This is a genomic window from Streptomyces sp. NPDC001532, from assembly GCF_040298625.1.
In the GTDB taxonomy this organism is placed as follows: Bacteria; Actinomycetota; Actinomycetes; order Streptomycetales; family Streptomycetaceae; genus Streptomyces.
Genome location: NZ_JBEPAL010000069.1, coordinates 17,204 through 36,630 on the forward strand (window position 1 = coordinate 17,204; position 19,427 = coordinate 36,630).

The 19,427-nt window shown below is 74.2% G+C and carries 18 protein-coding genes; 15 read left to right on the top strand and 3 right to left on the bottom strand.

Translation table 11 applies throughout. The features are described from left to right. Window positions 1-101 precede the first annotated feature (101 nt). The 3 genes from ABT232_RS36700 (at window position 102) to ABT232_RS36710 (ending at window position 1,709) form a co-directional block, all read left to right on the top strand. A complete protein-coding gene (locus ABT232_RS36700; RefSeq protein WP_351848690.1) occupies window positions 102-1,001 on the top strand; it encodes a LysR family transcriptional regulator ArgP in 900 nt (299 codons plus the stop codon). A gap of 90 nt (window positions 1,002-1,091) precedes the next feature. Further along, the gene (locus ABT232_RS36705; protein ID WP_351848693.1) at window positions 1,092-1,343 is read left to right on the top strand and encodes a WhiB family transcriptional regulator; all 252 of its coding nucleotides are present in this window, start codon (window positions 1,092-1,094) and stop codon (window positions 1,341-1,343) included. Between the two features lie 15 nt (window positions 1,344-1,358). Next, window positions 1,359-1,709 (top strand): DUF488 domain-containing protein, encoded by a 351-nt coding sequence (locus tag ABT232_RS36710; RefSeq protein ID WP_351848696.1) that lies wholly within the window; start codon window positions 1,359-1,361, stop codon window positions 1,707-1,709. Between the two features lie 82 nt (window positions 1,710-1,791). Here the strand turns inward: ABT232_RS36710 and ABT232_RS36715 are convergent, their stop codons facing one another. Both ABT232_RS36715 and ABT232_RS36720 read right to left on the bottom strand, forming a co-directional pair. After that, entirely contained in the window at window positions 1,792-3,465 is a 1,674-nt protein-coding gene (locus ABT232_RS36715; RefSeq protein WP_351848698.1) for an FAD-binding dehydrogenase, read from the bottom strand. A 20-nt stretch (window positions 3,466-3,485) separates the two neighbouring features. Continuing rightward, the gene (locus tag ABT232_RS36720; protein WP_351848701.1) at window positions 3,486-4,112 is read right to left on the bottom strand and encodes a TetR/AcrR family transcriptional regulator; all 627 of its coding nucleotides are present in this window, start codon (window positions 4,110-4,112) and stop codon (window positions 3,486-3,488) included. Window positions 4,113-4,249: 137 nt separating this feature from the next. Here ABT232_RS36720 and ABT232_RS36725 point away from each other — a divergent pair, with 137 nt between their 5' ends. The 3 genes from ABT232_RS36725 to ABT232_RS36735 are packed head-to-tail and all read left to right on the top strand — an operon-like array spanning window position 4,250 to window position 6,923. Next, window positions 4,250-4,873, top strand: coding sequence for an alpha-ketoglutarate-dependent dioxygenase AlkB (locus tag ABT232_RS36725; protein WP_351848703.1), 624 nt, complete (start codon window positions 4,250-4,252; stop codon window positions 4,871-4,873). Window positions 4,874-4,928: 55 nt separating this feature from the next. Beyond that, a complete protein-coding gene (locus ABT232_RS36730; RefSeq protein ID WP_351848706.1) occupies window positions 4,929-5,675 on the top strand; it encodes an MBL fold metallo-hydrolase in 747 nt (248 codons plus the stop codon). Between the two features lie 9 nt (window positions 5,676-5,684). After that, window positions 5,685-6,923, top strand: a complete 1,239-nt coding sequence (locus ABT232_RS36735; protein WP_351848708.1) for a DUF4032 domain-containing protein — start codon at window positions 5,685-5,687, stop codon at window positions 6,921-6,923. A 46-nt stretch (window positions 6,924-6,969) separates the two neighbouring features. Here the strand turns inward: ABT232_RS36735 and ABT232_RS36740 are convergent, their stop codons facing one another. Continuing rightward, window positions 6,970-7,839, bottom strand: coding sequence for a universal stress protein (locus ABT232_RS36740; protein ID WP_351848710.1), 870 nt, complete (start codon window positions 7,837-7,839; stop codon window positions 6,970-6,972). A 70-nt stretch (window positions 7,840-7,909) separates the two neighbouring features. Between ABT232_RS36740 and ABT232_RS36745 the strand changes: the two genes are divergently transcribed. The 9 genes from ABT232_RS36745 to ABT232_RS36785 form a co-directional block, all read left to right on the top strand. Beyond that, on the top strand, window positions 7,910-8,263 hold the full coding sequence (locus ABT232_RS36745) for a VOC family protein (RefSeq protein WP_351848713.1): 354 nt from the start codon (window positions 7,910-7,912) through the stop codon (window positions 8,261-8,263). A 114-nt stretch (window positions 8,264-8,377) separates the two neighbouring features. After that, window positions 8,378-10,054, top strand: a complete 1,677-nt coding sequence (locus ABT232_RS36750; RefSeq protein ID WP_351848716.1) for an NAD(P)/FAD-dependent oxidoreductase — start codon at window positions 8,378-8,380, stop codon at window positions 10,052-10,054. Next, on the top strand, window positions 10,051-11,520 hold the full coding sequence (locus ABT232_RS36755; RefSeq protein ID WP_351848718.1) for an ATP-binding protein: 1,470 nt from the start codon (window positions 10,051-10,053) through the stop codon (window positions 11,518-11,520). Before ABT232_RS36750 ends, ABT232_RS36755 begins: the two co-directional genes overlap by 4 nt. Continuing rightward, complete coding sequence (locus tag ABT232_RS36760) at window positions 11,517-11,867, top strand: UBP-type zinc finger domain-containing protein (RefSeq protein ID WP_351848721.1); 351 nt, start codon at window positions 11,517-11,519, stop codon at window positions 11,865-11,867. The genes ABT232_RS36755 and ABT232_RS36760 overlap by 4 nt, the downstream gene beginning before the upstream one ends. 64 nt (window positions 11,868-11,931) lie before the next feature. After that, window positions 11,932-14,910, top strand: a complete 2,979-nt coding sequence (locus ABT232_RS36765; RefSeq protein ID WP_351848723.1) for an ATP-binding protein — start codon at window positions 11,932-11,934, stop codon at window positions 14,908-14,910. A gap of 233 nt (window positions 14,911-15,143) precedes the next feature. After that, complete coding sequence (locus ABT232_RS36770; protein WP_351848725.1) at window positions 15,144-16,571, top strand: CAP domain-containing protein; 1,428 nt, start codon at window positions 15,144-15,146, stop codon at window positions 16,569-16,571. 85 nt (window positions 16,572-16,656) lie between these two features. Next, on the top strand, window positions 16,657-17,334 hold the full coding sequence (locus ABT232_RS36775; RefSeq protein WP_351848728.1) for an AIM24 family protein: 678 nt from the start codon (window positions 16,657-16,659) through the stop codon (window positions 17,332-17,334). Between the two features lie 106 nt (window positions 17,335-17,440). Continuing rightward, the gene (locus ABT232_RS36780; RefSeq protein ID WP_351848733.1) at window positions 17,441-18,397 is read left to right on the top strand and encodes a threonine/serine dehydratase family protein; all 957 of its coding nucleotides are present in this window, start codon (window positions 17,441-17,443) and stop codon (window positions 18,395-18,397) included. Window positions 18,398-18,546: 149 nt separating this feature from the next. Further along, window positions 18,547-19,427 (top strand): serine/threonine-protein kinase (locus ABT232_RS36785; protein ID WP_351848730.1); only part of this gene is annotated, 881 nt, incomplete at its 3' end.

A 19,427-nucleotide genomic window follows, 5' to 3' on the forward strand; every position in this document is an offset into this window, starting at 1 on the left:
ACCTCGACGCTAGGCAAGCACCGGCCCTGCGTACAGCTAAAGATTCTTACGTATCTTTAGCTGCTGTGAAGATGGAGGACTTGTCGCCTGAAATGGCCGGGATGCCGGAGCTCCCCCTCGACCAGGTGCGCACCCTGCTGGCGGTGGTCGACGAGGGCACCTTCGACGCGGCGGCCGCCGCGCTGCACGTGACCCCGTCCGCGGTGAGCCAGCGGGTGAAGGCGCTGGAGCGGCGGACCGGCCGGGTGCTGCTGCGCACCAAACCGGTGCGGCCCACCGAGTCCGGCGAGATCGTCGTACGGCTGGCCCGTCAGCTGGTGCGGCTGGAGCGGGACGCGCGCGCCGAGCTGGGCATGAGCGGGGCCGGCGAGCCGACCCGGGTGTCGGTGGCGGTGAACTCCGACTCGCTGGCGACCTGGTTCCTGACCACGCTCACCCGCGTCCCCGAGGAGCTGCGGCTCTGCTTCGAGCTGCGCCGCGAGGACCAGGACCACACGGCGGTGCTGCTGCGCGAGGGGCTGGTGATGGCGGCGGTGACCTCGTCGTCCGAGCCGGTGACCGGGTGCTCGGTGCGGGCGCTGGGCGTGATGCGGTACACGGCCGTGGCTCATCCGGACTTCGCCGCGCGGCACTTCGGCGGACCACTGGCCGAGACGCTGCCGCGGGCGCCGGTCGTCGTCTTCGACCGGCGCGACGATCTCCAGGACGCCTTCGTGCGCCGGCTGCGGCGCGGCCGGGGTGCCGCCGGCTCGCTGCGCCACTCGGTGCCGACCTCCGAGGGGTTCGTCGAGGCGGTGGCGAGCGGTCTGGGCTGGGGCATGGTGCCGGTGGTGCAGGCGGCACCGCTGCTGCGCGCCGGGCGGCTGGTCCGGCTCGCCCCGGACCGTGAGGTGGACGTCCCGCTGTACTGGCAGCAGTGGAAGCTGGACTCCCCCGCCCTCGCCGCGGTCGCCCGAGCGGTGGCGGAGACGGCGGCCGAGGCCTTGCGCCCGCCGTCCTGAAAGGGTTTCACCTACGCCCCGACCGGTGACCCGGAACCGAGCACTCCAAGGAACACACAGGACACACGACTTCGATCACGGGTGACATCGATGACCAACTGGCGCAACCAGGCCGCATGCCTTCGAGAGGACCCCGATCTGTTCTTCCCGATCGGCACCTCCGGACCCGCGTTGATGCAGACCGAGCAGGCGAAGGCGATCTGCCGGCGCTGCCCTGTCCGGGAGCCGTGCCTTCAGTACGCGTTGGACAGCGACCAGGCCATCGGCGTGTGGGGTGGCACCAGCGAGACGGAGCGCAGGGCCATCCGGCGCCGCGCCTCCCGCAGCGCGTCCCGCAGGTAGCGCAGGGAGGCCCGCGTGAGTGTGCGCGTACGCCGTGTCTACGAACCGCCGGACCAGGACGACGGCCTTCGTGTCCTCGTCGACCGGCTGTGGCCGCGCGGACTCGCCAAGGACGCGGCGCGGGTCGACGAGTGGCCGAAGGCCCTGACCCCTTCGAACGAGCTGCGCCGCTGGTATCACGCGGGCGAGGGCTCGTACGAGGAGTTCGCGCGGCGGTACGAGGCGGAGCTGGCCGCCGCCGAGGCGGCCGAACTCCTCGACCGGGCCCGGGCGTGGGTGCGCGAGGGACCGGTGACGCTGCTGACCGCCGTCAAGTCCCCCGAGCACAGCCACGCCTCGGTGCTCGCCGGGCTGCTGGAGGGCTAGCGGCGGCGGAGTCGGCGGCTGGGCGGCGCGGCCCGGCCGGCACGTGGGTGGCGGCCGGGCCGCTAGGCGGGCGGCGGCCGGGTCAGCCGGTCTGCCGGGCCGCCGCCCGGCCCGCCGCCCGCCCCGAGAACAGACAGCCGCCGAGGAACGTGCCCTCCAGCGCGTTGTAGCCGTGCACACCGCCACCGCCGAACCCGGCGACCTCACCGGCGGCGTACAGACCCTCGACCGGGGTTCCGTCGGCGCCGAGCGCGCGGGACTCCAGGTCGGTCTGGATGCCGCCGAGGGTCTTGCGGGTCAGCACGTGCAGCTTGACGCCGATCAGCGGTCCGGCGGCCGGGTCGAGCAGACGGTGCGGCGTGGCCACCCGGCCGAGCCGGTCGCCGATGTACCGGCGGGCGTTGCGGATGCCCTGGACCTGGGCGTCCTTGGCGTAGGGGTTGGCGATCTGGAGGTCGCGGCCCTCGATCTGCCGGCGCAGGGCGGCGGCGTCCAGGAGCGGCTTGTCGGTGAGGCCGTTCATCTTCTCGACCAGCTCTTCGAGCGTCGCCGCGGTGACGAAGTCGGCGCCCTTGCGCACGAAGGCGTCCACCGGGCCGGGCGCGCCCTTGCCGAGCACGCGTTCGCGCAGGAACGCCTTGCGGTCCTTGGCGGTGATGTCGGGGTTCTGCTCGGAGCCCGACAGCGCGAACTCCTTCTCGATGATCTTCTGGGTGAGGATGAACCAGGAGTGGTCGTACTCCGCGATGTCCTCGGTGGTGCGCAGGTGCCTCAGGGTGCCGAGGGTGTCGTACCCGGGCAGGCACGAGCCGGGCAGCCGGCGGCCGAGGGCGTCGAACCACATCGAGGACGGTCCGGGCAGGATGCGGATGCCGTGGCCGGGCCAGATCGGGTCCCAGTTGTGCAGGCCCTCGGTGTAGTGCCACATGCGGTCGCGGTTGACCAGCCGGACACCCGCCTCGGCGCTGATGTCGAGCATCCGCCCGTCGACGTACGCGGGCACGCCGGTGACCATCCGCGCGGGAGGGGTGCCGAGCCGTTCGGGCCAGTGGCGGCGGACGATGTCGTGGTCGGCGCCGATGCCGCCGCTGGTGACGATCACGGCCTGGGCGGTCAGCTCGAACTCACCGACGCCGTCGCGGTTGGAGGCGACACCGCGCGGGGCGTCGTCGGGCGCGAGGACCGTGCCGCGCACCCCGCGCGCCGTACCGCCCTCGACGACCAGTTCGTCCACCCGGTGGCGGTGGTGGAAGGTGAGCAGTCCGTCGCGGGCGGCCTGGCGGGCGTACCGCACGAACGGCTCGACCACGCCGGTGCCGGTGCCCCAGGCGATGTGGAAGCGGGGGACGGAGTTGCCGTGGCCGTGGGCGGTGAGGTCGCCGCGCTCGGCCCAGCCGACCGTGGGCAGGAACGTGATGCCGTGCCCGGCGAGCCAGGACCGCTTCTCCCCGGCCGCGAAGTCGACGTAGGCGCGCGCCCAGCGCGCTCCCCAGGAGTCCTCGTCGTCGAGCCGGTCGAACCCGGCGCTGCCCTGCCAGTCGTTCCAGGCGAGGTCGACGGAGTCCTTGATGCCGAGCCGGCGCTGTTCCGGGGAGTCGACGAGGAACAGGCCGCCGAACGACCAGAACGCCTGGCCGCCGAGGTTGGCGGCGTTCTCCTGGTCGACCAGGGCCACCCGGCGGCCCCGGCTGGTGAGTTCGTGCGCGGCGACCAGACCGGCCAGCCCCGCTCCGACGACGATGACGTCGGCGTCCATGGCGATCGTCCCTTCCTGGTTCATCGGGGGGTGCCGCTGCCGTCCGTCAGCAGCGCGGTGAGCAACTGCCCGAGCCAGGCCCGTGCGGCCTCGACGTCCTTGTCCAGCAGCAGTTGGGTGGTGACCCCGTCGTAGGCGGCGACCACCGCGTGGGCGGCGGTGTCGACGTCGCCGAGGACGGCGGGCAGTGCGGTGTGGCCCCGGGCGCGGGCGAGCCGGTCGGCGATGGCGCCGCGCAGCCGGGCCCGGTGTTCCAGCAGGCTCTCGGCGACGGCCGGTTCCCGGGCGGCGTGCACCAGGAAGTCGGTCTTCACCAGCAGCCAGTCCAGGTCGAGCAGGAGCACCTCGGTGACCCGGTCGACGGCGGCGGGCACGTCGAGGCCGGGGCCGTCCTGGGCGAGCGCGCCGGCGACCTGTTCGGCGATGAGGTCGGCGCGCTCCCGGTAGAGGGCGAAGAACAGCTCGTCCAGGCTGTCGAAGTTGGAGTAGAAGGCGCCGCGGCTGTAGCCGGCCGCCTCGCAGATCTCCTCGATCGACACCCGGCCGAAGCCCTTGGCGGCGAACACGGCGAACGCGGCGTCGAGCAGGTTGGCCCGGGTGCGGGCGCGACGCCTGGTCAGGCGCGGGGTGCCGGGTTCCTCGGCCAAGGTCGGACCTCCGTTCGATACGCGAATGTATCGGATACACCGATGCATCGAGAAGGCTTCGACCGGCGGAAACATTCGGCCTGCAAGGCGGAGGCACCCTAGGGGAACAAGTTTTCGATTAGCGGTACGCTGGGACCATGCACCATCTCCAGGGCTCCCTCTTCGACCAGGCGGACCAGCTGCGGCTCGGACCTCTCGACGGGATCCGCCGGACGCGGCTCGGCTCCGGGGCCTGGATCGACGTGCTGCCGGGGTGGCTGAGCGGGTCCGACACACTGTTCGAACGCCTGGCGGCCGAGGTGCCGTGGCGGGCCGAGCAGCGAAAGATGTACGACCACGTCGTCGACGTCCCCCGGCTGCTCGCCCACTACCGGGCGGGCGAGCCGCTGCCGCACCCCGTCCTCACCGAGGCGCGCGACGCCCTCGGCGCGCACTACGCCGACGAGCTCGGCGAACCGTTCACCACGGCCGGGCTCTGCTACTACCGCGACGGCCGGGACAGCGTCGCCTGGCACGGCGACCGGATCGGCCGGGGCGCCCGCGAGGACACCATGGTCGCCATCCTCTCCGTGGGCACGCCCCGTGATCTGCTGCTGCGCCCGGTGGGCGGCGGCGAGACCGTGCGGCGACCGCTGGGCCACGGCGACCTGATCGTGATGGGCGGCTCCTGCCAGCGGACCTGGGAGCACTGCGTCCCCAAGACCACCCGGGCCGCCGGCCCGCGCATCAGCGTCCAGTTCCGCCCGGCCGACGTGAACTGAGCCGCGTCTGCTTTGCTGTCCCCGTCGGCCGACGGACCTGTCAGAGGGGACGAAGATGCGAGCAGACGTGCGGCACGTCTCGGACGGCGCCTATCTGGTGCACGGCAGCGACACCAACTGGGTGATCCTCACCGACGGGGACGCCGTCACCCTGGTCGACACCGGATATCCCGGCGACCGCGAGCTGGTCCTGGACTCCCTTGCCGTGGTGGGCAGTTCGCCCGAGGCGGTCGCCGCCGTGCTGATCACCCACGCCCACAACGACCACCTCGGGTCGGCCGAGTACCTGCGCTCGACGTACGGCACTCCGGTGTACCTGCACGAGGCGGAAGTGCCGCACGCGCGCCGCGACTTCCTGCACCAGGTGTCGGTCGGCCGCATCCTGCGCAACGGCTGGCGGCCGGGCGTGCTGCCATGGGCCGTGCACGCGCTGCGCTCCGGCGGCACCGCCCGGCTGCCCGTCACCGCTCCCGAGCCGTTCCCGGCGGCGGGCCCGCTGGATCTGCCGGGACGCCCCGTCCCCGTGCACACCCCCGGGCACACGCTGGGCCACTGCGCCTACCACCTGCCGGACATCGGAGTGCTGATCTCCGGTGACGCCCTGGTCAGCGGCCACCCCACGGCCCGGGCCAAGGGTCCGCAGCTGCTGCCCGACATGTTCCACCGCGAGCGGGCCCGCGCGGTGGCCTCGCTGGACGTGCTCGGCGGGCTGGCGGCGGACGTCCTGCTGCCCGGCCACGGGCCCGTGCACCACGGTCCCGTGCGGGACGCGGCCGCCCTGGCGGGTGAACGGGCCGTCTAAGGTCAGGCCATGGCTTTGCACATCAGCGCCACCAACCCGGAGCACCCCGCGCTCCTGCTCGAACTCCCCTGGCACCTGCCGCTGGAGGAGTGGCCCGACGAGTACCTGGTCCCGCTGCCGCGCGGCATCTCCCGGCACGTGGTGCGCTACGCCCGCGCCGGCGACGAGGTGGTCGCGGTCAAGGAGCTGGCCGAGCGGCCCGCGCTGCGCGAGTACGAGCTGCTGCGCGACCTGGATCGGCTCGGCATCCCGGCGGTGGACGCCCTGGGCGTGGTCACCGGCCGGACCGGCGCGGACGGCGAGGCGCTGGAACCGGTGCTGATCACCCGGCACCTGGGCGGCTCGATGCCGTACCGGTCGATGTTCGAGACGACCATGCGCCCGGCGACCATGCACCGGCTGATGGACGCCCTCGCGGTGCTGCTGGTGCGGCTGCACCTGAGCGGATTCGCGTGGGGCGACTGCTCGCTGTCCAACACCCTCTTCCGGCGGGACGCGGGCGCCTACGCCGCCTACCTGGTGGACGCCGAGACCGGCGAGCTGCACGCCCGGCTCAGCGACGGGCAGCGCGACTACGACCTGGACCTCGCCCGGGTCAACATCAGCGGCGAACTGCTCGACCTGGAGGCCTCCGGGGCGCTGCACCCCTCGGTCGACCCGATCGAGTTCGGCACCGAGATCTGCGCCCGCTACCAGGGGCTGTGGCAGGAACTCACCCGCACCTCCGTCTACCCGAGGGGCAAGTACCACTACATCGAGCGCCGGATACGCCGGCTCAACGACCTCGGCTTCGACGTCGCCGAGATGCAGATCGACCACTCCTCCAACGGCGACACCGTCACCTTCGTGCCCAAGGTCGTCGACGCCGGCCACCACCAGCGCCAGCTGCTGCGGCTGACCGGCCTGGACACCGAGGAGAACCAGGCACGGCGGCTGCTCACCGACCTGGAGTCCTGGATGGCCACCCAGGAGGACTACGCCCCCGGCGATCCGCTCGCCGCCCGCCCCGAGGTGCTCGCCCACCGCTGGGTGCGCGAGGTGTTCCGGCCCACCGTGCGCGCGGTGCCGCTGGAGCTGCGCGAGGCCATGGACCCGGCCGAGATCTACCACCAGCTGCTCGAACACCGGTGGTACCTCTCGGAGCGGGCCCAGCACGACATCGGGCTCGACACGGCCGTGGACGACTATGTGCGCAACATCCTGCCGCGCGCCCTCAAGACGCTGGAGAGCCCGCCCCTCGCGGAGTGACCGGCCGGCGGCCGGGGCGTGATCGGCCCCCGAGCCGCGCGGTGCCTCAGCCGGGCGGCACCACGGCCACCGGGCACGCCGCGTGGTGCAGCACCCCGTGGGCGACCGAGCCGATCCGCGCACCCACGGCGGTCCGCCGAGCCCGCCGGCCCACGACCACCAGCTGGGCCCGGGCGGACACGTCGAGCAGCACCTGTCCGGCGCTGCCCATCTCCACGTGCTCGACGACCGGGACCCCCGGGAAGCGGTCCCGCCACGGCCGCAAGGCCTCGCTCAGCGCCTTCTTCTCGTACGGCTCCGGACCGCCGGCGTCGTCGAGGAGCTTGAGCGAGGCCGGGCTGTAGGCGAACACCGGCGGCAGCGTCCAGGCGCGCACCGCGCGGACGCTCGCCCCGCGTGCCGCCGCCGTCTCGAACGCGAACCGCAGCGCGGCGGCGCTGTCCTCGGGGTCGCCCTCCTGGCCGACGACGATCTCCCGGCCGCCCACCTCCGTCGAGGCCCGGTCGCCGGAGCGCACCAGCACCACGGGCGCGGTCGCCTCGGCGATCACCTGCTGGCCGACCGAGCCGAGCAGGAAGCCGACGACCCGGCCGTGCCCGCGCGAGCCGAGCACCACCAGTGCGGCCTCGGCCGCCGCGCCGACCAGGGTGTCGACGGCGTCGCCCTCCACCACGTCGGTGCGCACGTCCAGCCCGGTGTGGCGGCCGGTGACCTCGGCGACGGCGGTCCGCACCGCCTCGGCCACCCAGCGGGCCTGGCTGTCCCGGTCGCCGTCCACCGCCTCGTGGGACTCGAACCGCCAGGCGTGCACCACGCGCAGCGGCAGCCCGCGCCGCACCGCCTCGCGGGCCGCCCAGGCCAGCGCCGCGTGGCTCTCCTCCGATCCGTCCACCCCTGCCGTGACCGGACGCGTCATCCGGGTGCCTCCTCGTGCTCCCTGCGAAATGTTCATGCTCTCGCGGACCAGTCTTCCCTACGCTGTGGGCATGAGCCTCGTCTGGGAACAACTCGTGGTGGACGCCGCCGATCCCGTCGCGCTCGGCCGCTGGTGGGCCGACGCGCTCGGCTGGACGGTGGTGAACGACGACCCCGACGAGTTCGAGATCCGCCCGGCGCCGGACCGGCTGCCGGGCCTGCTGTTCGCGTCGGTCCCGGAGGCCAAGTCCCTCAAGAACCGCCTCCATCTCGACTTCCGCCCCGACGACCAGGAGGCGGAGGTCGCCCGCCTCCTCGCGCTGGGGGCCCGGCACGCGGACGTCGGCCAGGGCGAGGAGTCCTGGGTGGTGCTGGCGGACCCGGAGGGCAACGAGTTCTGCGTACTGCGCTCACGGGGCCTCTGACCAGCCTGTCGATATCTGAGCGGGTCGCGGCGATCGAACATACGATGGGCTGAGCCGGGGCGGTGACGACGGGGACACCGTGCCCGATTGTCCGACCACTCGGGGTGGAGACGTATGGCACAGGCCGCCGACACAGCGCGGACCGTCATCCTGACCGTGGACGACGACCCGGGGGTCTCCCGCGCCGTCGCCCGCGACCTCAGACGGCGCTACGGGGCGTCGTACCGGATCGTGCGCGCGGAGTCCGGCGAGTCCGCGCTCCAGGCGCTGCGCGAGCTGAAACTGCGCGGCGACCTGGTGGCGGTGATCCTGGCCGACTACCGGATGCCGCAGATGAACGGCATCGAGTTCCTGGAACAGGCCCTGGACGTGTATCCGGGGGCGCGACGGGTGCTGCTGACCGCGTACGCCGACACCAGCGCGGCGATCGACGCGATCAACGTGGTCGACCTCGACCACTATCTGCTCAAGCCCTGGGACCCGCCCGAGGAGAAGCTGTACCCGGTCCTCGACGACCTGCTCCAGGCCTGGCGGACCAGCGACCACCGGCCGGTGCCCAGCACCAAGGTGGTCGGCCACCGCTGGTCGGCGCGCTCCTCGGACGTACGGGAGTTCCTGGCCCGCAACCAGGTGCCGTACCGCTGGTACTCCTCCGACGAGCCGGAGGGCCGGCGGCTGCTGGCGGCGGCCGGGCAGGACGGTTCGCGGCTGCCCCTGGTGGTGACCCCGGACGGCGACCCGCTGGTCGAGCCGGACGCGCCGGAGCTGGCCGCCCGCGTGGGGCTGGCGACCACACCGACCGCCGAGTTCTACGACCTCGTGGTGATCGGCGGTGGCCCGGCCGGACTCGGCGCGGCCGTCTACGGCGCCTCCGAGGGGCTGCGGACGGTGCTGGTCGAGCGGTCGGCGACCGGCGGGCAGGCGGGACAGAGCTCGCGGATCGAGAACTACCTGGGCTTCCCCGACGGGGTGTCGGGCGGGCAGCTCACCGACCGGGCCCGGCGGCAGGCGGCGAAGTTCGGCGCCGAGATCCTCACCGCGCGGGAGGTGACCGGTCTGGAGGTGAACGGTGCCGCGCGCGTCGTGCGGTTCTCCGACGGCTCGGCGGTCGCCGCGCACAGCGTGATCCTGGCGACGGGCGTCTCCTACCGGCAGCTCCAGGCGCCCGGCTGCGAGGAACTGACCAGCTGCGGGGTGTTCTACGGATCGGCGCTCACGGAGGCGCCGTCCTGCCAGGGCCAGGACGTGTACATCGTCGGCGGCGCCAACTCGGCCGGGCAGGCGGCGATGTACCTGGCCCGAGGTGCCAAGTCGGTGACGCTGCTGGTGCGCGGCGAGTCGCTGGCGGCGTCGATGTCGCACTACCTGATCCAGCAGATCGAGGAGGCGCCGAACATCTCGGTGCGCGCCCGCACGGTCGTCGAGGCCGCGCACGGCTCCGGCCATCTGGAGCGGCTGACCCTGCGGGACGTGAACACCGGGAAGAGCGAACAGGTCGACGCGCAGTGGCTGTTCGTCTTCATCGGCGCGGCCCCGCTGACCGACTGGCTGGACGGCACCGTGCTGCGCGACGAGCGCGGGTTCATCCTCGCCGGGCCCGATCTGAGCGCGGACGGACGGCCGCCCGCCGGCTGGGAGCTGGACCGGCCGCCGTACCACCTGGAGACCAATGTGCCCGGCGTGTTCGTGGCCGGTGACGCGCGCGCCGAGTCCGCCAAGCGCGTGGCGTCCGCCGTCGGAGAGGGAGCCATGGCCGTGATGCTCGTCCACCGCTACCTGGAGCAGTCATGAGCGGCCGGCCGGTGCCGTGCAGCCCGCGGGAGATCGGTTCGCTCTTCCTGTTCGAGAAGCTGAGCCCGGAGCAGCTGGGGCGGCTGTGCGCCGAGGGGCGGGTGGAGCGGTTCGAGCCGGGGCCCGTCTACACCGAGGGCGAGCCCGCCACCTGCTTCTACGTGATGATCGAGGGCACCGTCGTGCTGTCCCGGCGGGTCGGCGGCGACGACATCGAGGTCACCCGCACCTCGCAGCGCGGGGTGTACGCGGGCGCCATGCAGGCGTACATCGGCGACCGGGTGCGGCAGGTCTACAACAACTCGATGCGGGTCACCGAGCCGACCCGGTTCTTCGTACTGCCCGCCGACACGTTCGCCGAGATCATGCAGGAGTGGTTCCCGATGGCGGTCCACCTCCTGGAGGGGCTGTTCTTCGGGTCGAAGAACAGCCAGCGGATGATCGGGCAGCGGGAGCGGCTGCTCGCGCTCGGCTCGCTGTCCGCCGGACTCACCCACGAGCTCAACAACCCCGCCGCGGCGGCCGTCCGGGCCACCGCCAGCCTGCGCGAGCGGGTGGCGAAGATGCGGCACAAGCTGAGCGTGATCTCGGCGGGCCCGTATCCGCGCGAGGTGCTGGCGCATCTGATCGAGGTCCAGGAACGCACCGCCGAGCGGGTCGGCAAGGCACCGGCGCTCAGCCCGCTGGAGGCCGCCGACCGGGAGGACACGGTCACCGACTGGCTGGACGACCACGGCATCCCGGACGGCTGGCGGCTCGCGCCCACCTTCGTGCAGGCCGGCCTCGACCTCGACTGGCTCGACCAGGTGGCGGCGGCCGTCGACGAGTCGATCCTGCCGGGCGCCATCGGCTGGCTCAACTACACGGTCGAGACCGAGCTGTTGATGGACGAGATCGCGGACGCCACCACCCGCATCTCGCACCTGGTCGACGCCGCCAAGCAGTACTCGCAGCTGGACCGCGCGCCCTACCGGATCGCCGATGTGCACGAACTCCTCGACAGCACCCTGCTGATGCTGTCCGGGAAGATCGGCGAGCGGATCACGGTGGTCAAGGAGTACGACCTGACGCTGCCGCCGATCCCCGCCTACCCGGCGGAGCTCAACCAGGTGTGGACCAACCTGATCGACAACGCGGTCGCCGCCATGGACAGCGCGGGCGGCGAGGGCACGCTGACGGTACGGACCGCGCGCGACCACGAACGGCTGCTGGTGGAGTTCCGGGACACCGGGCCGGGGGTGGCGCCGGAGATCCGGGACCGCATCTTCGACCCGTTCTTCACCACCAAGCCGGTGGGCGAGGGCACCGGGCTCGGCCTGGACATCTCCTGGCGGATCGTGGTCAACAAGCACCACGGCAGCCTCCAGGTGGACTCCGTGCCGGGCGACACCCGGTTCCAGGTGCTCCTGCCGCTCACCGTGGCGGAGGACGAGACGACTCCCGAACCCCTTGAGGAGCCCGCATGACCGAGGAGACCGGAATCGACCCGACCGTGCCGCCCAGCGGCGCCGGGTGCGCGGAGTGCGAGGCCGCCGGCGGCTGGTGGTTCCATCTCCGGCGCTGCGCCCGGTGCGGGCACATCGGTTGCTGCGACTCCTCCCCCGGCGGGCACGCCACCGCCCACTACCGGGCCACCGGGCACCCGCTGGTGCAGAGCTACGAACCGGGCGAGGACTGGTTCTGGAACTTCGACACCGACGCCCTGCACGAACCCGGTACCGCTCTCGCCCCGCCCTCCAGCCACCCGCCGGAGCAGCCCTCGCCCGGCCCGGCGGACCGGGTGCCGGCGAACTGGGCGGAGATCCTGCGCTGAGGCCCGGCCCGGCTGATCACCGGGGACGGCCGGCGGTGTCGGCGCCGCGTGTCAGGATGGGCGCGTGTCGCACAGCTCCTTCACTACGCCGCTGACCGGCCGGGACGACGAACTGGCCCGGCTGGCCGGGGCGCTGGGCCGCGCCCGGGCCGGCGATCCGCGGGCCGTACTGGTCGCCGGGGACGCGGGCGTCGGCAAGACCCGGCTGCTGGACGAGGCCGCCGCGCGGGCCGCGGCGGCCGGGACGACCGTGCTCACCGGGCACTGCGTCGACCTCGGTGACGTCGGCCTGCCGTATCTGCCGTTCACCGAGATCCTCGGCGCGCTCGGCGCGGACGAGCGGTTCGCCCCCGTGCTCACCGCGCACCCCGCGGTCGACCGGCTGACGGGCGCCGCGGCGGACGCCGACGGGGAGACCGGCGGACGGCTGCGGCTGTTCGAATCGGTGGCGGCACTGCTCGCCGAGCTCACCGAGAGCGCCCCGCTGCTGCTGGTCCTGGAGGACCTGCACTGGGCCGACCAGTCCTCCCGGGACCTGCTGCGGTTCCTGCTCAGCCGGGGCGTGCCGCACCGGCCGGCGGGCGGCGCACCCGCACCCCGGCTCGCGGTGTTCGCCTCCTACCGCGCGGACGACCTGCACCGCCGCCATCCGCTGCGCCCGCTCCTCGCCGAGCTGGTGCGGCTGCCCGCCGTCGAACGGCTGGAGCTACGGCCGCTGCCCGACGCGGACGTGGCCCGGCTGGTGCGCCGGCTGTGCCCGGGACGGCTGCCCGAGGCCACGGTCCGCGGAATCGTCGAGCGCGCCGAGGGCAACGCGTTCTACGCGGAGGAACTGCTCGCGGCCGCCGACGAGGAGCCCGGCGCGGTGCCGAGCGGCCTGGCGGACCTGCTGCTCATCCGGTTCGAGCAACTGCCGGAGACCGCGCAGCAGGTGCTGCGCACGGCGGCCGTCGCCGGACGGCGCGTCGACCACGACCTGCTGCGGGACGCGGTCGGCCGACCCGAGGGCGAACTGGAAGCGGCGCTGCGGGAGGCCGTGGGGCGGCAGCTGCTGGTCGCCGGCGAGGGCGACACGTGCGCGTTCCGGCACGCCCTGATCCGCGAGGCGGTGTACGCCGATCTGCTGCCGGGCGAACGGGCCCGCCTGCACGGCGCGTTCGCCCGGCTGCTCACCGGCCGGGGCCGGACGGCGAAGACCGCGGCGGAGCGCGCCCACCACTACCGCGAGAGCCATGACCTGCCGGAGGCGCTCGGCGCGTCGCTGGAGGCCGCCGACCACGCCCAGCGGCTCGGCGCGCCCGCCGAGGAGCTGCGGCACCTGGAGGCGGTCCTCGAGCTGTGGACGTCGGTGGATCCCGCGGCCCGCCCCGGCGGCGAGGGCGTCGACCGGGTCGCGCTCACCCTGCGCGCCTCGGCCGCGGCGGCGCACGCCGGGGACTCGCACCGCGCGGTCGCCCTCACCCGGGCCGCCCTGGAGGGCGTCGGCGGGGACACCGACTCCGAACTCGCCGCCCGGGTGCGCTACACGCTCGCCGGGAACCTGCTGAGCGTCGACAGCCTGACCGCGGCGTACGCGTACAGCAGCGAGGCGCTGGCCCTGATCCCGGCCGAACCGCCGTCCCCGACCTGGGTGTGGGCGGCGGCGACGCATGCGATGGCGGCGCGTCAGGTGGGCGAGACGGAGACCGCGTCGAAGGTCGCGCGCGAGGCGCTGCGGGTCGCCGAGCGACTGGACCTCACCGACGCCCGTGCCGACCTGCTGACCTCGCTGGCCACCCTGGACAGGGGCGGCCGCCGCTCGCCGGAGGCCCGGGCGCGGCTGCGGGAGGCGTGGGAGCTGGCCCGGCGGTCGGGCAACACCTCCGTGGAGTCGCGCGCGCTGCTCCACCTCGCCATCGCCTGCTTCGAGGCGGGCGAGGTGGGCCGGTCCCTGCCGTGGCTGACGGAGGGTCTGGAGCGGGCCCGGCAGGCGGGTTTGCTGTCCTCGCCGTATCCGCTGGAGATGCGTTACCTGCGGATGCTGGTGCTGTACACGCTGGGCCGCTGGGACGAGTGCGTGGCCGCGTCGGCGGCCGACCTCGCGGTGCTGCCGGCGGCGGGCGAGTACGCCAACGGTCCCCTGCTCTACGTGGCCCTGGCGCGCGGTGAGGCGGACGCCGAGGAGCGGGCGCGTGCCTTGCTGGAGGGCCCCCACGACTGGATGGGCGCGTTCGTCGCGGGCGTCGTGCTGACCGACGCCGCCGCGGAGCGCGGTGACGCCGAGGCGGCCGTGGAGCGGCTGCGGAGCGCGGTGCGCAGGCTGACCGAGGACTCGGGGGTACGGCCGGACGCCGCCGTCCGGCTGGCCGCGCTGGCGCTGGCCGCGGTGGCCGACCGGGCGGTCGAGCTGCGGCGCGCCGGTGACCGGGACGGAACGCGGCGGTGGACCGAGACCGCGGCGGAGCTGGCCGAGCTGGCCCGGGCCGCCGCGCTGCACGGGCAGGAGGGTGTGCCGCAGGGGCCCGAGGGAATGGCGTGGCTGGCCCGGGCCGAGGCGGAGCTGATCCGCGCGCAGTCCGGTCCGCGGCCGGAGGCCTGGGAGCGGGCGGTGGCCGGCTTCCAGGGGCTCGGGGACGTGTACGAACTCGCCCGCTGCCAGTCGCGGTACGCCGAGGCGCTGCTCGCCGCCGACCGGCGGGAGGAGGCGGTGGAACAGGCCCGCGCCGCCCGGGAGACGGCGGTGGCGCTGGGTGCCGTACGGCTGCTGGACCGGGTGGAGGCCCTGATGCGCCGCGGCCGCCTCACGGACGGCCCGCACGGCGAGGCGGGCACGTCACCGCTCACCGCGCGGGAGCAGGACGTCCTGCGGCTGCTCGCTCTCGGCCGCAGCAACCGGCAGATCGGCGAGGAGCTGTTCATCAGCGCCAAGACGGCGAGCGTGCACGTGTCCAACATCCTCGCCAAACTGGGCGCCGCGAGCCGCACCGAGGCGGTGGCGATAGCCCACCGGCGCGGGCTGGTCACGACCCGCCCGACCGACGACCGCCCGCCGACGACCCGGTGACCAGCGACCGGCAGATCGGCGACTGGCTGACCGGCAACCGGCCGAGCGACGACCGGCCGAGCGACGACCGCCCGCCGACGACCCGGTGACCAGCGACCGGCAGATCGGCGACTGGCTGAACGGCAACCGGCCGGGCGGCGACCGGTAGGCGGAGCGTGGGAACCCCTCCGGCGGGGCGGGCGTTCTCCGGGCAGGAACGCGGCGGCTTCGATCCAGCACAGCAGGGCGGCACCATGAGCGAGTTGGTCCCCGGGGGCAATCTGCCCCTGCCGGGCGGCGTCCTGACCGTGCGGGTGCCCGGTCCCTTCGACCTGTCCGCGCTGATCACGGACGACGGCGGCCGGGTCGCGGGCGACGGCGACTTCGTCTTCTACAACCAGCCGTCCGCGCCGGGCGCCCGGCTGAGCGGCGCCACCCTGACCCTGGACCCGGCGCGGCTGCGCCCCGGAGCGAGCCGGGTCACGGTGGTGGTCAGCCCGGCCGACCCGGGCACTCACCTGGGCCGGCTGCCCTCCCCCACCCTGCATGTCACGGCCTCCGGCGGCACCCCGCTGACCAGGTTCACACCGCCGCGCCCCGGCTCCGAGACGGTGCTGCTGCTCGCCGAGATCTACCGGCGGGGGTCCGACTGGAAGCTGCGCGCACTGGGGCAGGGGTACGCGGACGGACTGGCGGGACTGGCGCGCGACTTCGGGGTCGAGGTGGCGGACGAGGAGACACCGGCCGCGACGACACCGGCCGCGAGCGGCGCGGGCGGAGCCGTCCCTCGGTCACCGTACGGACCTGCCGGTACGCCGGGCCCAGCCGGCGCGTGGGCTCCCCGGCCCGCGTCCCCCGTCCTCGGCGGCGGCCGTCCCGCCGCTCCGGCCCCTCCCCCGTCCGCCCCGGACGGCGGCTTCCTCGGCCTGGTCAACTCGGCCCGCGCGCGGGCCGGTTCACCTCCGGTCGTCCTCGACGTCCGGCTGGCCGGCGCGGCCCGCGCGCACGCCGCGGCCATGGCGGCGGCCGGGCGGCTCGGAACGGAGGACCGCGACGGCGTCTCCGTGTACCGGCGGGTCACCGCCACCGGGTTCGCGTACGTCACCGTCGGCGAGCATCTGGTCTCCGGCCCGCGCACCTCCGCGGAGTTCGTCGACTACTGCCTGCGCGGCGACGGAGCCCGGCGCACGCTGGAGGACCCGGCGTTCACCCACACCGCCGTGGGCTCCGCGCGCGGCGGCCGCTCCGGCGACGTGTTCTGGACGGCGCTGTGGGCGAGGCCGCTCACCGCGGGCGAGCTGGTGCGCACCGCGGCGGCCGTCCTCGATCTCACCAACCGGGAGCGCGCCCGCGCCGGTCTGCGCCCGCTGGCCGCCGACCCGGCGCTGACCACGGCCGCGCAGGCGCACAGCGCGGACATGGTGGCCCGGGACTTCTACTCCCACACCTCGCCCGACGGCGGCAGGCCCTGGGACCGGGCCGCCGCCGCGGGCTCCACGCGGCGCTCGATCGGCGAGAACATCGCCTGCGGTCAGCGCTCCCCCGCCGAGGTGGTGACGGACTGGATGAACAGCCCCGGCCACCGTGCCAACATCCTCAAGCCCGATTTCACGCACCTCGGCGTCGGCTTCGCGGGCGGCGGCCGGTCGGGGACGTACTGGACGCAGCTCTTCGGCGGATAGCGGCGGCTGGCCGGGCGGCCGGTCGGCTGGACGGGCGGCTGAGGGCGATCTTGGCGGAAGCCGGACCTCCGGCCAGGATGCCCTCATGAAGGGTGACCTCTTTTCCAGTGACCACATCGTGCGGCCGTCCACCGGCCCGGGCATGACCGTCGAGAACGCCAAGTGCGTCCGCTACACCGTCGACGGCGAGATGCTGGCCCGGCAGGGCGCGATGGTCGCCCACCGCGGCGACCTCGCCTTCGAGCGCAAGGGCCAGGGAGTGGGCGGCATGCTGAAACGCGCGGTCACCGGCGAGGGCCTGCCGCTGATGACCGTGCGCGGACGGGGCGAGGCCTGGTTCGCGCACGAGGCGCAGAACTGTTTCGTCGTCCGGCTCGAACCCGGTGACGAGTTCACGGTGAACGGCCGCAACGTGCTGTGCTTCGACGCCTCGCTGGCGTACCGGATCGCCACCGTGAAGGGCTCCGGCATCGCGGGCGGCGGTCTGTTCAACAGCGTCTTCTCCGGGCACGGCGATCTCGGGCTGGTGTGCGAGGGCAACCCGCTGGTCATCCCGGTGACGCCGGAGCATCCGGTGTACGTCGACACGGACGCGGTCGTCGGCTGGACCGCCCGGCTGGACACCTCGCTGCACCGCTCGCAGTCCATCGGCTCGATGCTGCGCGGCGGTTCCGGGGAGGCGGTGCAGCTGATGCTGAGCGGTCAGGGGTACGTCGTGGTGCGGCCCAGCGAGGCGACTCCGCAGAAGGCACAGCAGCACTGAGCGACCGCTCCGGGAGAATGTGTGTTGACCTTCGGTGTCCGCGCGGGTGAGGGTCGTTTCGGCGCGGACCACCAGGACCGCCGCGCCGGAAGGATGAGTGAGCTCCTTGATCGGCATCTCGGACATCGAAGCCGCCGCCGGGCGGATCGCCGGCCATGTCGTCCGCACGCCCACCGTGCCGAGCCCGGGGCTGTCCGCGCTGCTCGGCGTCCCCGTGACCACGAAGCTGGAACTCCTCCAGCGCACCGGCTCGTTCAAGGCGCGCGGGGCGACCGCGAAGCTGCTGTCGCTGAGCGAGGCGGAGCGGGCGGCCGGGGTGGTGGCCGTCAGCGGCGGCAACCACGGCATCGCGCTCGCGGTGATGGCCGCCGCCCTCCAGGTGAAGGCGACCGTGGTGATGCCCGCCTCCGCCGTGCGGTCGATCGAGCTCGCCGAGGAGGCAGGGGCGTCGGTGCGGGTGACCGACGGGATGGCCGAGGCGTTCCGCCTCATGGAGGTGCTGCGGGACGAGGGACTGACCCTTGTGCACCCGTTCGACGACCCCGTGGTGGTGGCGGCACAGGGGACGGTGGGCCTGGAGTTCGCCGAGGACGCGGGTGAGCTGACCGATGTGCTGGTCAGCATCGGCGGAGGCGGGCTGATCGCCGGAGTGGCGGCCGCGCTGCGCGCCCGTCGCCCGGGAGTGCGGATCTGGGGTGTGGAGACCGAGGGCGCGCAGGCGATGTCCGAGGCGTTGCGGGCGGGCGGGCCGGTGCCGGTGGAGCTGTCGTCGATCGTGTCCACCCTCAGCGCCCCCTCGGTCTCCCGACTGACCTACGACCATGTGTCCGCGCTGGTCGACGAGGTGCTGGTGGTTCCCGACCGGGAGGCCGTGCGGGGCTGCCGGGATCTCGCCGAGCACGCCAAGCTGTGGACGGAGCCGGCCGCCGGCTGTCTGCTGCCCGCGGCCCGGCGGGTGCTGGAGCGGGTCGGGGACGGGGCGCGGCTCGGTCTGGTGGTGTGCGGGGGCAACGCGCCCACCGGTGACCTGGGCGACTGGACGGCCCGCTTCGGCCTGGACTGACCCGCGCCCGAACGCCCGTGCGGACGATCGGCACTGACGAATCGCCAAAAGTGCGGCCGCGCCCGGAATAGGCGCCCGCGCGTTGAACACACTCCGTCGCACCCCGCGTACCAGTGGGCACAGGGTGAGAGCCGGGCGTTCAGCGAGGGATGGCCATGGGCGAGGGGTACGTCGGCGCGCAGCGGCAGGTGGCCGGGAGATACCGGCTCCTCGACGTCGTCCAGCGCGAGACCGACCGGGTCTGCTGGTCCGGGGAGGACGTCGAGGCCGGGCGGCCGTGCCTGCTCACCGAGGTGCGGCTGCCGGAGGCGGTGGGCGAGGACGGCGTGCGCCGGCTCGTCGGCCGGGTCGTGCGCACCTCCGAGACGCTGGAGCGACTGTGCCCCGGGCGGGTGGCCCCGGTACTGGACGCCGTCGTGGAGGCGGGCGCGCTGTGGACCGTCACCGACTGGGTCGGGGGCACCCCGCTCGGCGAACTCCTCGCGGAGCGCGGCACGTTCCACTACGTACGGGCGGCGCGCATCGGGCTGGAGCTGCTGGAGGTGCTGGACGCGGCGCACGGGGAGGGTGTCACGCACGGCGAGCTGAGCCCCGGCCAGGTGATCGTGCCGGAGCGGGGCCCGGTCGTGGTCACCGGCTTCGGGCTGGCCGGCGCCACCCTCGCGCCGCGGCTGACGGCACCGTCGTACGCCTCTCCCGAGCAGGCGCGGGACGAGCGCATAGGCCCGGCGGCGGATCTGTGGGCCCTGGGCGCCATCCTGTACACGCTGGTCGAGGGGCGTCCTCCGTTCCGTGACCGGGACCGCCCGGAGTCGACCCTGCGGGGCGTGGACCGGCTGCCGGTGCGCACTCCGGTGCGGGCCGGGCCGCTCGCCCAGGTCGTCCTGGGGCTGCTGCGCAAGGACTCCCGTGAGCGGCTGACGCGTCCGGTGGCCCGCGTGGCGCTGACCCGGGTGCTGCGCGAGGACCCCGACGCCGCCGCCCCGGCCGCGCCGCCCGCGCCGGGGCCCGCCGCGCGCGCCCCGGCGGC

Coding starts and splice junctions, on each gene's coding strand:
- ABT232_RS36700 (WP_351848690.1), top strand. CDS start 102: ATGCCGGAGCTCCCCCTCGACCAGGTGCGCACCCTGCTGGCGGTGGTC.
- ABT232_RS36705 (WP_351848693.1), top strand. CDS start 1,092: ATGACCAACTGGCGCAACCAGGCCGCATGCCTTCGAGAGGACCCCGAT.
- ABT232_RS36715 (WP_351848698.1), bottom strand. CDS start 3,465: ATGGACGCCGACGTCATCGTCGTCGGAGCGGGGCTGGCCGGTCTGGTC.
- ABT232_RS36725 (WP_351848703.1), top strand. CDS start 4,250: ATGCACCATCTCCAGGGCTCCCTCTTCGACCAGGCGGACCAGCTGCGG.
- ABT232_RS36730 (WP_351848706.1), top strand. CDS start 4,929: ATGCGAGCAGACGTGCGGCACGTCTCGGACGGCGCCTATCTGGTGCAC.
- ABT232_RS36735 (WP_351848708.1), top strand. CDS start 5,685: ATGGCTTTGCACATCAGCGCCACCAACCCGGAGCACCCCGCGCTCCTG.
- ABT232_RS36740 (WP_351848710.1), bottom strand. CDS start 7,839: ATGACGCGTCCGGTCACGGCAGGGGTGGACGGATCGGAGGAGAGCCAC.
- ABT232_RS36745 (WP_351848713.1), top strand. CDS start 7,910: ATGAGCCTCGTCTGGGAACAACTCGTGGTGGACGCCGCCGATCCCGTC.
- ABT232_RS36750 (WP_351848716.1), top strand. CDS start 8,378: ATGGCACAGGCCGCCGACACAGCGCGGACCGTCATCCTGACCGTGGAC.
- ABT232_RS36755 (WP_351848718.1), top strand. CDS start 10,051: ATGAGCGGCCGGCCGGTGCCGTGCAGCCCGCGGGAGATCGGTTCGCTC.
- ABT232_RS36760 (WP_351848721.1), top strand. CDS start 11,517: ATGACCGAGGAGACCGGAATCGACCCGACCGTGCCGCCCAGCGGCGCC.
- ABT232_RS36770 (WP_351848725.1), top strand. CDS start 15,144: ATGAGCGAGTTGGTCCCCGGGGGCAATCTGCCCCTGCCGGGCGGCGTC.
- ABT232_RS36775 (WP_351848728.1), top strand. CDS start 16,657: ATGAAGGGTGACCTCTTTTCCAGTGACCACATCGTGCGGCCGTCCACC.